General features: G+C 58.0%; 11 protein-coding genes. 10 read left to right on the top strand and 1 reads right to left on the bottom strand.

What is annotated here, in order from left to right; genetic code table 11:
* Positions 1 to 52: 52 nt before the first annotated feature.
* From serC to P0Y43_RS03955, 7 genes are all read left to right on the top strand, one after another.
* A complete protein-coding gene (gene serC / locus P0Y43_RS03985) occupies positions 53 to 1138 on the top strand; it encodes a 3-phosphoserine/phosphohydroxythreonine transaminase (protein ID WP_275636006.1) in 1086 nt (361 codons plus the stop codon).
* The gene (gene pheA, locus P0Y43_RS03980; protein WP_275636005.1) at positions 1138 to 2232 is read left to right on the top strand and encodes a prephenate dehydratase; all 1095 of its coding nucleotides are present in this window, start codon (positions 1138 to 1140) and stop codon (positions 2230 to 2232) included. Before serC ends, pheA begins: the two co-directional genes overlap by 1 nt.
* A 157-nt stretch (positions 2233 to 2389) precedes the next feature.
* Positions 2390 to 4597, top strand: a complete 2208-nt coding sequence (locus P0Y43_RS03975) for a bifunctional prephenate dehydrogenase/3-phosphoshikimate 1-carboxyvinyltransferase (RefSeq protein WP_275636136.1) — start codon at positions 2390 to 2392, stop codon at positions 4595 to 4597.
* Positions 4594 to 5280 (top strand): (d)CMP kinase, encoded by a 687-nt coding sequence (gene cmk, locus P0Y43_RS03970; protein ID WP_275636004.1) that lies wholly within the window; start codon positions 4594 to 4596, stop codon positions 5278 to 5280. Before P0Y43_RS03975 ends, cmk begins: the two co-directional genes overlap by 4 nt.
* A gap of 124 nt (positions 5281 to 5404) precedes the next feature.
* Positions 5405 to 7084, top strand: coding sequence for a 30S ribosomal protein S1 (gene rpsA, locus P0Y43_RS03965; protein WP_275636003.1), 1680 nt, complete (start codon positions 5405 to 5407; stop codon positions 7082 to 7084).
* A 261-nt stretch (positions 7085 to 7345) separates the two neighbouring features.
* The gene (gene ihfB, locus P0Y43_RS03960; RefSeq protein ID WP_275636002.1) at positions 7346 to 7642 is read left to right on the top strand and encodes an integration host factor subunit beta; all 297 of its coding nucleotides are present in this window, start codon (positions 7346 to 7348) and stop codon (positions 7640 to 7642) included.
* Between the two features lie 20 nt (positions 7643 to 7662).
* Positions 7663 to 7905 carry a DUF1049 domain-containing protein gene (locus P0Y43_RS03955; protein ID WP_275636001.1) on the top strand — a complete coding sequence of 81 codons (243 nt, stop codon included), beginning with the start codon at positions 7663 to 7665 and terminating at the stop codon, positions 7903 to 7905.
* Between the two features lie 114 nt (positions 7906 to 8019).
* On the opposite strand, the gene P0Y43_RS03950 is transcribed toward P0Y43_RS03955, so the two are convergent.
* Entirely contained in the window at positions 8020 to 8274 is a 255-nt protein-coding gene (locus P0Y43_RS03950) for a hypothetical protein (protein WP_275636000.1), read from the bottom strand.
* 1026 nt (positions 8275 to 9300) lie between these two features.
* On the opposite strand from P0Y43_RS03950, the gene P0Y43_RS03945 reads away from it, so the two are divergent.
* The 3 genes from P0Y43_RS03945 (at position 9301) to P0Y43_RS03935 (ending at position 13087) form a co-directional block, all read left to right on the top strand.
* A complete protein-coding gene (locus P0Y43_RS03945; protein ID WP_275635999.1) occupies positions 9301 to 10254 on the top strand; it encodes an NAD-dependent epimerase/dehydratase family protein in 954 nt (317 codons plus the stop codon).
* Between the two features lie 219 nt (positions 10255 to 10473).
* Positions 10474 to 11052, top strand: a complete 579-nt coding sequence (locus P0Y43_RS03940) for a sugar transferase (protein WP_275635998.1) — start codon at positions 10474 to 10476, stop codon at positions 11050 to 11052.
* Positions 11036 to 13087 (top strand): polysaccharide biosynthesis protein, encoded by a 2052-nt coding sequence (locus P0Y43_RS03935; protein WP_275635997.1) that lies wholly within the window; start codon positions 11036 to 11038, stop codon positions 13085 to 13087. Before P0Y43_RS03940 ends, P0Y43_RS03935 begins: the two co-directional genes overlap by 17 nt.
* The last annotated feature ends 49 nt before the right edge of the window (positions 13088 to 13136 follow it).

The raw sequence follows: 13136 nt of genomic DNA, 5'->3' as shown, positions 1-13136 counted from the left end.
GGGCGACCATTTGGTCGCCCCGCTGACTGAATAGAGCAGAGCGAGAGTGGATGTGAGCAAACGAGCCTTTAACTTCTGCGCAGGCCCTGCTGCGCTTCCTGACGCTGTCCTGCAGCGTGCCCAGGCCGAAATGCTGGACTGGCGTGGCAAGGGCTTGTCCGTGATGGAAATGAGCCACCGTAGCGACGACTACGTGGCGATCGCCGAAAAGGCCGAGCAAGACCTGCGCGACTTGCTGTCCATTCCCTCCAACTACAAGGTGCTGTTCCTCCAGGGCGGTGCCAGCCAGCAGTTCGCCGAAATTCCATTGAACCTGCTGCCTGAAGGCGCCACTGCCGACTATATCGAGACCGGCATCTGGTCGAAGAAGGCGATCGAGGAAGGCCGCCGCTTTGGCAGCATCAACGTTGCCGCCAGCGCCAAGCCCTACGACTACTTGGCTATCCCTGGGCAGAACGATTGGAATCTGACCAAGAACGCCGCATACGTGCACTATGCGTCCAACGAGACCATCGGTGGCCTGCAGTTCGACTGGGTGCCGCAGACCGGTGACGTGCCGCTGGTCGTCGACATGTCCTCCGACATCCTCTCGCGCCCGATCGACGTCTCGCAATTCGGCCTGATCTACGCTGGCGCGCAGAAGAACATCGGCCCGAGCGGCCTGGTGGTGGTTATCGTCCGTGAGGACCTGCTCGGCCGCGCGCGCAGCAGCTGCCCGACCATGCTCGACTACAAGATCTCCGCTGACAACGGCTCGATGTACAACACCCCGGCCACCTACTCCTGGTACCTCTCGGGCCTGGTGTTCGAGTGGCTCAAGGAGCAGGGCGGCGTCGAGGCCATGGAGCAGCGCAACCGCGCGAAGAAGGAGCGCCTGTACGGCTTCATCGATGCCAGCGACTTCTATACCAACCCGATCAGCATCAACGCCCGTTCGTGGATGAACGTGCCGTTCCGTCTGGCCGACGAGCGCCTGGACAAAACCTTCCTCGCCGGCGCCGATGCCCGCGGCCTGCTGAACCTCAAGGGGCATCGCTCGGTCGGCGGCATGCGCGCCTCGATCTACAACGCCCTGGGTCTGGAAGCGGTCGACGCCCTGGTGGCCTACATGGCTGAATTCGAGAAGGAGCACGGCTGATGTCCGAACAGGAGCTCAAGGCGCTGCGCGTGCGCATCGACAGCCTCGACGAGAAAATCCTCGAGCTGATCAGCGAGCGCGCCCGCTGCGCCCAGGAAGTGGCCAAGGTCAAGACCGCCTCCCTGGCCGAAGGCGAGAAGCCAGTATTCTACCGTCCCGAGCGCGAGGCCGCGGTGCTCAAGCGCGTCATGGAGCGCAACAAGGGCCCGCTGGACAACGAAGAGATGGCGCGCCTGTTTCGCGAGATCATGTCGTCCTGCCTGGCCCTGGAAGAGCCGCTGAAAGTGGCCTACCTCGGCCCTGAGGGTACCTTCACCCAGGCAGCGGCCATGAAGCACTTCGGTCACGCTGTGGTCAGCCGGCCGATGGCGGCCATCGACGAGGTATTCCGCGAAGTGGCGGCCGGTGCCGTGAACTTCGGCGTGGTGCCGGTGGAGAACTCCACCGAGGGTGCGGTCAGCCACACCCTGGACAGCTTCCTCGAGCACGACATGGTGATCTGTGGCGAGGTCGAACTGCGCATCCACCACCACCTGCTGGTGGGCGAGAACACCAAGACCGACAGCATCACCCGCATCTACTCCCATGCCCAGTCGCTGGCCCAGTGCCGCAAGTGGCTGGACGCCCACTACCCGAACGTCGAGCGTGTTGCCGTTTCCAGCAACGCCGAGGCGGCCAAGCGGGTCAAGGGCGAGTGGAACTCGGCGGCGATCGCCGGCGATATGGCGGCCAACCTGTACGGGTTGACCCGCCTGGCCGAGAAGATCGAGGACCGCCCGGACAACTCCACGCGCTTCCTGATGATCGGCAACCAGGAAGTGCCGCCGACCGGTGACGACAAGACCTCGATCATCGTGTCGATGAGCAACAAGCCGGGGGCGCTGCACGAACTGTTGGTGCCGTTCCACGACAACGGCATCGACCTGACCCGCATCGAGACTCGCCCGTCGCGCAGTGGCAAGTGGACCTACGTGTTCTTCATCGACTTCGTCGGCCATCACCGCGACCCGCTGATCAAGGCGGTGCTCGAGAAGATCAGCCAGGAGGCGGTGGCACTGAAGGTGCTGGGGTCGTATCCGAAGGCGGTACTCTGAAATTGTTGTCGCCAGTGGTTGGGGGCGCTTCGCGTCCGGTAGGGGCGCTCGCAGCGCTGCTGCCTCCTTCCACCGGCATGCTTTCACTCGGCACAGGTTGCCGCTCTGAACAGGGTTCGCACTCGTGGTTGATGCTGTAACAAACAAATCCGCGCCGCTGATCGACCGCCTGGTCGTGGTCGGCCTGGGCCTGATCGGCGGTTCGTTCGCCAAGGGCCTGCGCGAAAGCGGCCTGTGCCGTGAAGTGGTCGGCGTCGACCTGGATGCCGAGTCGCGCAAGCAGGCCGTCATCCTGGGGGTGGTCGACCGCTGCGAGGCCGACCTCGCCGTGGCCTGTGTCGGCGCCGACGTGATCCAGTTGGCGGTGCCGATCCTGGCCATGGAGAAAGTCCTGGCGCGGCTGGCCCAGCTCGACCTGGGCGATGCGGTGATCACTGACGTCGGCAGCGCCAAGGGTAACGTCGTGCGTGCTGCCCGCGAGGCCTTCGCCGCGCGCCTGCCGCGCTTCGTGCCGGGGCACCCGATCGCCGGTTCCGAGCAGAGCGGGGTGGAGGCTTCGAACGCCGCGCTGTTCCGTCGTCACAAGGTCATCCTCACGCCGCTGGCTGAGACCGACCCGGCTGCCCTGGCTTTGGTCGACCGTTTGTGGCGCGCGCTGGAGGCCGACGTCGAGCACATGCCGGTGGAGCGCCACGACGAAGTCCTGGCGGCCACCAGTCACCTGCCGCACCTGTTGGCCTTCGGCCTGGTCGACTCCCTGGCCAAGCGCAATGAAAACCTGGATATCTTCCGGTACGCTGCGGGAGGCTTCCGCGATTTCACGAGAATCGCCGGCAGCGACCCGATCATGTGGCACGACATCTTCCTCGCCAACCGTGAAGCCGTCCTGCGCACGCTGGATACATTTCGCAGCGACCTCGACGCCCTGCGCGACGCGGTCGATGCAGGGGACGGGCACCAATTGCTGGGTGTATTCACCCGCGCCCGGGTGGCCCGCGAGCATTTCAGTAAAATCCTGGCCCGTCGGGCCTATGTGGACGCTATGAACGCCAACGACCTGATTTTCCTGGCCCAACCTGGTGGCCGCGTGTCCGGACGGATCCGCGTACCGGGCGACAAATCGATTTCCCACCGCTCGATCATGCTCGGCTCGCTGGCCGAAGGCACGACCGAGGTGGAAGGCTTCCTCGAAGGTGAGGACGCCCTGGCGACCCTGCAGGCCTTCCGTGACATGGGTGTGGTCATCGAAGGCCCGCACCATGGCCGCGTGACCATCCATGGCGTGGGCCTGCACGGCCTCAAGCCGCCACCTGGCCCGCTGTACGTCGGCAACTCCGGCACGTCGATGCGGCTGCTGTCCGGCCTGCTGGCGGCGCAGCCGTTCGACACCACCATGACCGGCGACGCTTCGCTGTCCAAGCGCCCGATGAACCGTGTGGCCAACCCGCTGCGCGAGATGGGTGCGGTGGTCGAGACCGGCCCTGAAGGGCGCCCGCCGCTGACCATTCGTGGCGGCCACAAGCTCAAGGCGCTGACCTACACCCTGCCGATGGCCAGTGCCCAGGTCAAATCCTGCCTGCTGCTGGCCGGCCTGTACGCTGAAGGCGCCACCACCGTCACTGAGCCGGCACCGACCCGTGACCACACCGAGCGCATGCTGCGCGGCTTTGGCTACGCGGTGGAGTCGAACGGCCCGGTGGCCTCGCTCAAGTCCGGCGGCAAGCTGACTGCGACTCGCATCGAAGTGCCAGCGGATATTTCCTCCTCGGCCTTCTTCCTGGTGGCGGCCTCCATCGCCGAAGGTTCGGAGTTGGTGCTCGAGCACGTCGGCATCAACCCCACCCGTACCGGTGTGATCGACATCCTGCGACTGATGGGCGGCGACATCACTCTGGAGAACCAGCGTGAAGTCGGCGGCGAGCCGGTGGCCGACCTGCGTGTGCGCGGTGCCAGGCTCAAGGGCATCGACATCCCGGAGCACCTGGTGCCACTGGCCATCGACGAGTTCCCGGTGCTGTTCGTCGCCGCCGCCTGCGCCGAAGGGCGTACCGTGCTGCGTGGCGCCGAAGAGCTGCGGGTCAAGGAGTCCGACCGCATCCAGGTGATGGCTGACGGCCTGATCGCCCTGGGCGTGAAGTGCGAGCCTACCCCGGACGGCATCATCATCGACGGCGGCCAGATTGGTAGTGGCGAAGTCCATGGGCATGGCGACCACCGCATCGCCATGGCCTTCAGCATCGCCTCGCTGCGTGCCAGCGGGCCGATCCGCATCCATGATTGCGCCAACGTCGCCACCTCGTTCCCGAACTTCCTGGCGCTGTGCGCCGAAGTCGGCATCCGCGTCGCAGAAGAGGGCAAGTCGTGAGTTCGCAAGCGCCGGTCATCACCATCGATGGGCCAAGCGGCTCAGGCAAGGGTACCGTGGCCGGGCTGTTGGCTCGCGAACTGGGCTGGCGGCTGCTGGACTCCGGCGCGCTGTATCGGCTGCTGGCCTTCGCTGCGGGCAACCATGGGGTCGACCTGACCAACGAGGAGCTGCTCAAGGCGCTGGCCGCCCATCTGGATGTACAATTCGTCGCCGCTGAACCCGGTAAGCTGCAACAGATCATTCTCGAAGGCGAGGACGTCAGCAACGTCATTCGCACCGAGACGGTCGGTGCCGGCGCCTCGATGGTCGCCTCGCTGCCCGCCGTGCGCGAGGCGCTGCTGCAGCGTCAGCGCGCATTCCGCGAGGCCCCAGGCCTGATCGCCGACGGTCGCGACATGGGTACTGTGGTCTTCCCTGATGCGCCCTTGAAAGTGTTCCTCACCGCCAGCGCGGAGGAGCGCGCTCGACGCCGCTATTTGCAGTTGAAGGCAAAGGGTGAAGATGTTAGTCTGGCGAGTCTCCTGGATGAGATACGTGCGCGTGATGAGCGTGACACCCAGCGTGCGGTGGCCCCGCTGAAACCGGCGGCCGATGCTATCCAGCTGGACTCTACCGAGTTATCCATCGAGCAGGTGTTGCAACGTATCAGGAGTGAGCTCGCCCAGCGCGATCTGCTCTGATAATCAGGGAAGCAGGCAGGGTCACCAGTCAACGTCCTGCCGGCTTTCCTTTATATGAACGAAACCCACATTGTCTGGAATGTGGCTGTGGGCGTTTTTTCCGCCCGAATCAACAGGAATTAAAATGAGCGAAAGCTTTGCAGAACTCTTTGAAGAAAGCCTGAAAACCCTCAATCTTCAGCCGGGCGCGATCATCACCGGTATCGTTGTCGACATCGACGGCGACTGGGTTACCGTACACGCTGGCCTGAAGTCCGAGGGCGTCATCCCGCTCGAGCAGTTCATCAACGAAGCTGGCGAGCTGACCATCAAGGTCGGTGACGAAGTTCACGTTGCGCTGGACGCGGTCGAAGACGGCTTTGGCGAAACCAAGCTGTCCCGTGAAAAAGCCAAGCGCGCCGAGTGCTGGATTGTTCTGGAAGCAGCTTTCGCCGCTGAGGAAGTGGTCAAGGGCGTTATCAACGGTAAGGTTAAGGGCGGCTTCACTGTCGACGTTAACGGCATCCGTGCGTTCCTGCCGGGCTCCCTGGTTGATGTCCGCCCTGTGCGCGACACCACCCATCTGGAAGGCAAAGAGCTGGAATTCAAGGTCATCAAGCTGGACCAGAAGCGCAACAACGTTGTCGTTTCCCGTCGCAGCGTGCTGGAAGCCGAGAACAGCGCCGAGCGCGAAGCCCTGCTGGAAACCCTGCAGGAAGGCCAACAGGTCAAAGGTATCGTCAAGAACCTCACCGACTACGGCGCATTCGTGGACCTGGGCGGCATCGACGGCCTGCTGCACATCACCGACATGGCCTGGAAGCGCATCAAGCACCCGTCGGAAATCGTCAACGTTGGTGACGAAGTCGACGTTCGCGTCCTGAAGTTCGACCGTGAGCGCAACCGCGTTTCGCTGGGTCTGAAGCAGATGGGCGAAGATCCATGGGTTGCCATCACCGCTCGCTACCCAGAGGGTACCCGTGTTACCGCTCGCGTCACCAACCTGACCGACTACGGCTGCTTCGCCGAGCTGGAAGAGGGTGTCGAAGGCCTGGTGCACGTCTCCGAAATGGACTGGACCAACAAGAACATCCACCCGTCGAAAGTCGTTCAGGTTGGCGACGAAGTGGAAGTCATGGTTCTGGACATCGACGAAGAGCGTCGTCGTATCTCCCTGGGCATCAAGCAGTGCAAGTCCAACCCATGGGAAGACTTCTCCGGCCAGTTCAACAAGGGTGACAAGATCACCGGTACCATCAAGTCGATCACTGACTTCGGTATCTTCATCGGCCTGGAAGGCGGCATCGACGGTCTGGTTCACCTGTCCGACATCTCCTGGAACGAAACCGGCGAAGAAGCCGTGCGTCGTTTCAAGAAGGGCGACGAGCTGGAAACCGTCATCCTGTCGGTCGACCCAGAGCGCGAGCGCATCTCCCTGGGCATCAAGCAACTGGAAGACGATCCGTTCTCCAACTTCGTTGCTGTTAACGACAAGGGTGCCATCGTCAAGGGTATCGTCAAGGAAGTTGACGCCAAAGGCGCCATCGTTACCTTGGCCGACGACATCGAAGCTACTCTGAAAGCTTCCGAAATCAGCCGTGATCGCGTTGAAGACGCTCGTAACGTACTGAAGGAAGGCGAAGAGATCGAAGCCAAGATCATCAGCGTCGACCGCAAGTCCCGCGTCATCAGCCTGTCCATCAAGTCGAAGGACGACGCTGAAGAGCGCGAAGCTATCCAGAGCCTGAAAAACACCGCTCCGGAAGCTGCTGCCGATACCACCATGGCTGCGCTGCTGCGCGAAGCAATGGCCAAACAGAACTGAGTTCTGTTTGATCGGTAAAAAGGGCGACCCTCGGGTCGCCCTTTTTCATGTCTGTGATTTTTATCGGCGTGCTGCTGGCCGTGTAGGTGGAGGCTTGCCCCGCGATTGCGTCGGGTTGCGAGCCGTCTGCTGTCCGAATGTCGACTGCCGTCAGTTCTTGATTTTTTTTATTAAGTCAAGAACCGCCCTGTTCAAATCCTTCCGAGCGTGCTACAAACTGGTTAAGCAATGATCTAGCTGCTTGATAACGAAGGGAAAAACATGACGAAGTCGGAGCTGATCGAACGTATTGTCACCCATCAGGGGTTGCTCTCGTCCAAGGACGTGGAGCTGGCCATCAAGACCATGCTTGAGCAGATGTCGCAATGCTTAGCGACGGGGGATCGAATTGAGATCCGTGGTTTTGGTAGTTTCTCTTTGCACTATCGCGCTCCAAGGGTAGGTCGCAATCCCAAGACCGGCCAGTCGGTCAGCCTCGAAGGCAAGTACGTGCCGCACTTCAAGCCAGGCAAGGAGCTTCGTGATCGGGTGAACGAAGACGAGCACGAGACCATCTGAGCAATAGAGGAGGCAGGCTGATGCGCAAGGTTAGGCGCGCCATGGCGGTGCTGTTGATACTACTGTTGGCGGCGGTGGTGTTCTTCTTTGTGCTGGAGAACCAACAGTCGGTCGCCTTGGTGTTGTTCGGTTGGTCCGCTCCGGCGATGCCTGTTGCGGTGGTAGTGTTGGCGGGGGTGGTCGTCGGTCTAGTAGTCGGGCCCTTGCTTGGGGGTCGCGGCCTCTCCGCAGCTACGCGCCGGTCGGCAATTGCTGAAAGCTAAGGAGGTTTCCTTTGTAACCTAGGGGCTTTATGCCTTTTATTGGTTCTTGGAAAGGTGCGTTAATGAACTTCTTTTGTGATTTGGCCAGCAGAGGGGTGGAGCGTGGGGGGTTCTTCAATCTCTCATCATGGCGAAGTATGCGGTATTGCCTTCTTTTGTCGCTATCTTCATCTCGACGGCGCTATCAGTGCTCATCGATTGCAGATAGAGACGAGAGTCGTATATGTATTCGGTGCGCGGTTTGGCGAAGGTTTCGATATCTGTGGTCTCCGCTGATAGTGCCTGCACTTTCACCTCGATAACGCTGGTCGTATTTCGGCCTTCTTCGCGGCTGATTTCGGGTGGGTATATGCGGTGAGCTTTCGCCAAGCGGTTACCGCTGGTGCTCGAAGCCTATTGGCTCGAAGTGAGTGATGAACCTGTACGGCCGCGCTTGGTATCGATTTTCTCAAGCGGTATATTGTCGCGCTGCAGTTCGAGAGGAGGCGCGTTATCGTCGAGCGTCCAGAATTCAGTTGCACTGTTCACCTGCTGTGCGCGGGGCATTTACTTGGCTCGGCATATATCGAACATGAGGTGCTGAATGGGAATGTCAGCACCTACAGTCTTTTTGTGATCTGGGTGCCCTCGGTAATCTACTGCTAACGCCGATTTTGCCTCGGGGGCGCACTTATGTGCTGGTGCTAAAGAATGCCTATGGCGGTCGCCTGTGTCTAGGGCGTAGTGATCCTCGGCAGCAGCTTGAAACCGACATCGACCTTGCGCCGGGATCGTGGGACGATTCTCGTCTCTGGCTTGAGCTTGGGTCGCGCCCAAAGACTGCTCTGCGAAATCGAAGATGTTATCTATCACAAATCCCTGCTGCATCATCCCGCTGACATGTCGCCAAGTGGTTCTACGGCTTGGGTTCGGCGGCTGGCCATTCAATTCACCCTTGGCGCAACTTATGGACCGAGCTTGCAGGGGGGCTGAACTGGTCAACTTATTTTGGGCTCCAGTTAAAGCTTCATACTGCTTTCTTGAGCTTTTTCTCCATGGCTGCCGGGGGGGGGGCTCAAAACCGTTGTGGCTATGCAGGCGCGTCGGGCTGTAGCGCACCATAAGGAGGCTTGGTTCGGTTTGCGCTGGGGCGGGGTGAGTCAGCAAAAAAGGTGGAGCTTGCGTGGGCCAAGACGGGTATCGGCTCATGGTCGAAGCGCTTTCGGCGACGTTATGCAGGCTTGGGTTTTCAGTCGGAAGTTACGATTGTAGCACTGCGAACGGAGGTTGGGGAGTTAAGAGCGCCAAAGGTATATAGGTCGAAAAGGGTGTGGCATATTTAGGAGATGATTGATCTAACTATTCAGGTGGTAAAGAATGATGTGAATCTCAATCAGTGATCATGAGTGGTGAGAAATGCGGGTAATGGTTACAGGTGCCACAGGGTTTGTGGGGAGTGCATTGGTCGAAACTCTCAGTAGCGAAGGCGAAGCGTTCGAGGTGGTCGCAGCGGTCAGATCAGGGGCGGGTAATCTGGTCCGTCGCGTTGAGGTTGTACGGGTTGGCGGTGTCGATGGTTCAACTGAATGGCAGGCGGCGCTCGTAGCTGTAGATGCTGTAGTTCACCTTGCTGCTCGGGCTCATATACTAGATGACAGTTGTGCAGATCCGTTGAGTGAATTCAGGCGCATAAACACGGAGGGCACGCTGAATTTGGCGCGCCAAGCAGTATTGGCGGGCGTAAAGCGATTTATCTTTGTCAGTACCATTGGTGTGCATGGCGCGCAGAGTTTTGGTGAAGCCTTTACAGAGCAAAGTGTGTTGGCGCCACACTCGCCTTATGCTAAATCAAAGTACGAAGCTGAGTGTGGCTTGTTAGAAATTGCACATAGTAGCACGATGGAGGTCGTGATCATTCGGCCGCCCATGATTTTCGGGGTGCAAGCGCCTGGTAATTTTGCTCGGCTGTTGAGGTTGGTCGCCTCTGGGCTGCCCCTGCCTTTCGCACGAGTAAATAATTCGAGAAGCCTGTTAGCGCTCGAGAACATGGTGTGTTTTATTAAAACTATTATTGCTTACCCGGGTGCGGTCGGTGGGGTGTATCTGATATGTGATGGTGACGATCTCTCGGTGGGGGAGATGGTGAGTTCCTTGGCCAATGGTATGGGGCGTCGTAGCAATCAATTTCCATTACCAAAGATTGTTATGCGTTGGTTAGCCGGTATGCTGGGAAGGGAAAATATGTATTTTCAATTGTTTGGGTCGCTTCGGATAGACGCTGGCAAGGCACGCGAGGTGCTGGGGTGGCGGCCGTCGAAGAGCTCTCGCCAAGCACTTGAGGAAGCAGGCCGGCAATTCAAAGGTGGCTGATTGCTTTGGGTGGCACATTCTCCCGCTAGGCGCGGTTGCCAGGCGTGGTGAGGCTGCACCTTTGCATGTTGAGAGCTGCGCAATGTCAGCGCTGGGGGGGATTTTCTGATAACCTCTTGGTGTTTGATAGGTGGTGAGAGATCCGAATGGTCTGGCATTGCGTCCAGCGTATGCATGGTGCTATCTAGTCTCACTATTTTCGGCTGGGATGTAAGTAGGATGTTGAATATCTATATGTTGAAGCGCTCGCTGGACCTCATGATGGCTATGATTCTTTCGGTGTTTTTTGTTGTGCCTTTCTTGTTAGTGGCGGTCGCTGTATGGTTGACCTCGAAAGGGGGGGTGTTCTATTGGTCTGACCGTGTCGGGCGGGATAATTTGCTTTTTCGTATGCCGAAATTCCGCTCGATGCAAATCGAAACGCCCTCGGTGGCGACACACTTGTTAGACGACCCCTTGAATTATCTTACGCCCATAGGTGGTTTTCTTAGGAAGACCAGCTTGGATGAGCTTCCGCAACTTTGGAGTATACTCCGAGGAGATATGAGCTTTGTTGGGCCGCGTCCGGCGTTATATAATCAGTATGATCTTATTCGCTTGAGAACTGAAGAAGGTATTCATGTTCTAAGGCCGGGGCTGACGGGATGGGCGCAGGTCAATGGGCGCGATGAATTGCCGATACCAGAAAAAGTCAAATTTGACGCGGAGTATAAGTACAGGCAGTCGCTGCTATTTGATGTGAAAATTATTTTTATTACGGCCCGCAAAGTAATAAGGCGAGATGGCGTCGTTCATTGAGCGTATTTCTGCTTGCTGGGGAGGTTTTAGTGGGTGGGAGGTAGTAGTGGACGCTCGTAGTCGGTTGCTTAAATTATCCAGGTCAAAAAAACGAATAATCCAGGTGTTTGTGGATGTTGTATTGGTTTGGGCCACCCTTTGGCTGGCATTTGTTGTCAGGCTGGGGGTGGATGAGTTTGCCAATCCAGTGAGTCAGCATGTTTGGTTGTTTGTTGCCGCGCCGTTGATCGCTATACCATTATTTGTCCGGTTTGGTCTTTATCGGGCGGTGATGCGTTACTTTGGCAATGACGCGCTTATTACTATTGTCAAAGCTGTGAGTTTATCTTCGTTGATGCTGGCGCTTCTGGTGTATTGGTACAGCAATCACCAAAATATCGTGCCTCGTTCTATTGTCTTCAACTATTGGTGGCTCAGTCTGATTGCCATTGGTGGCGTTAGGCTAGGCATGCGCCATTATTTCACGGGGGACTGGTTCAACGGAGCAAGCTATAGGCCCTTCTCTGGACGCGAGGACGACCTATTGAAAGTTGCGGTGTATGGTGCTGGAGCGGCAGGAAACCAGTTGGTTGCGGCGCTTCGGATGGGGCGTCTGATGCGCCCTGTTGCCTTCATTGATGACGATAAGGAGATTGCCGGGCGAGAGATTTCCGGTCTTCGTGTGTACCGTTCTCAAGATATACAAGCGGCCCTCAATGAAACGAACGCCCAAGAGATACTTTTGGCAATTCCCTCAGCAGGCCGTGGTCGTCGTCGGGAAATCCTAAACTACTTGGAGCGCTTTCCGATACATGTTCGTAGTGTGCCTTCTGTACTCGATCTTGCCAGTGGAAGGGTGCAGGTTGACGATATTCAGGAGGTGGACGTTGCTGATCTTTTAGGTCGGGACGTAGTGCCAGCCCAATCGGAACTGCTTGAGCGCTGTATCAAAGAAAAAACGGTACTTATCACGGGTGCCGGTGGTTCCATCGGCTCCGAGTTGTGCAGGCAGGCGTTGGCGCTGCAACCGCTGACATTGATTTTATATGAGTTGAGCGAATTCAATCTCTATAGTGTTTTCGCTGAGCTTGAGCAGCAGGTGCTGCGTGGGGCGCTGACGACCAAGATAGTTCCCATGCTGGGCTCTACCAATAATGTTGCCCGCCTGCATAGTATCATGCGTCGTTGGCGAGTTGATACCGTCTATCACGCGGCAGCTTACAAGCACGTTCCTATTGTTGAGCACAATATCTATGAGGGCGTGACAAACAATGTCTTTGGTACGCTCGCCACGCTTCGGGCGGCTATTGAGTCCCAAGTCCCCAATTTTGTTCTAGTGTCAACCGACAAGGCGGTGCGCCCGACCAATATAATGGGGTGCACAAAGCGCCTTGCCGAGCTGATACTTCAGGGGGCGGGTGCCGAAGACGCATTGGTGTTCCCCGGAGAGCAGTCTCTAGTCACTAATCGTACGCGTGTCACAATGGTCCGTTTTGGCAATGTGTTGGGGTCTTCTGGGTCAGTCATTCCGCTGTTCCATAAGCAGATCAAGGCGGGAGGACCGCTTACGGTTACCCATCCAAAGGTCACTCGCTATTTCATGACCATTCCCGAGGCGGCACAGCTGGTTATTCAGGCAGGTTCGATGGGGGAGGGAGGTGATGTATTCGTCTTGGATATGGGGGAGCCGGTCAAGATTTTTGATCTCGCACAGAAGATGATTAATTTAACAGGTTTAAGTGTTCGTTCAAAAGATCAAAAACATGGCGATATAGAGATCAGATTTTCCGGTTTGCGACCTGGAGAAAAACTCTATGAGGAGCTGTTGATCGGGGATAACGTAACTGTGACGCGGCACCCGATGATTATGCGTGCCAATGAAGACTTCATTTCTTGGTCCGATCTCAATCTACGCTTGGTGGAACTTCAGAATGTGCTACTGCTTGAAGACTATTCCAGGGTTCGACAGATTCTGAAGGAATTGGTGGTCGGCTATAATCCCAGCGAAGATATTGTTGATTATCTCTATAACGAAAGCCCTGATCGTGCGATGTAGGAGGGCCGATTTTCTCAAGTCGCTACAGGGGGCTTTGAACAATGGGGCT

It is taken from the genome of Pseudomonas entomophila (genome assembly GCF_029193575.1).
GTDB classification, from domain to species: Bacteria; Pseudomonadota; Gammaproteobacteria; order Pseudomonadales; family Pseudomonadaceae; genus Aquipseudomonas; species Aquipseudomonas entomophila_G.
Note: the sequence above shows the minus strand (reverse complement) of the source record. Positions and strands in the feature narration are given on the sequence as shown.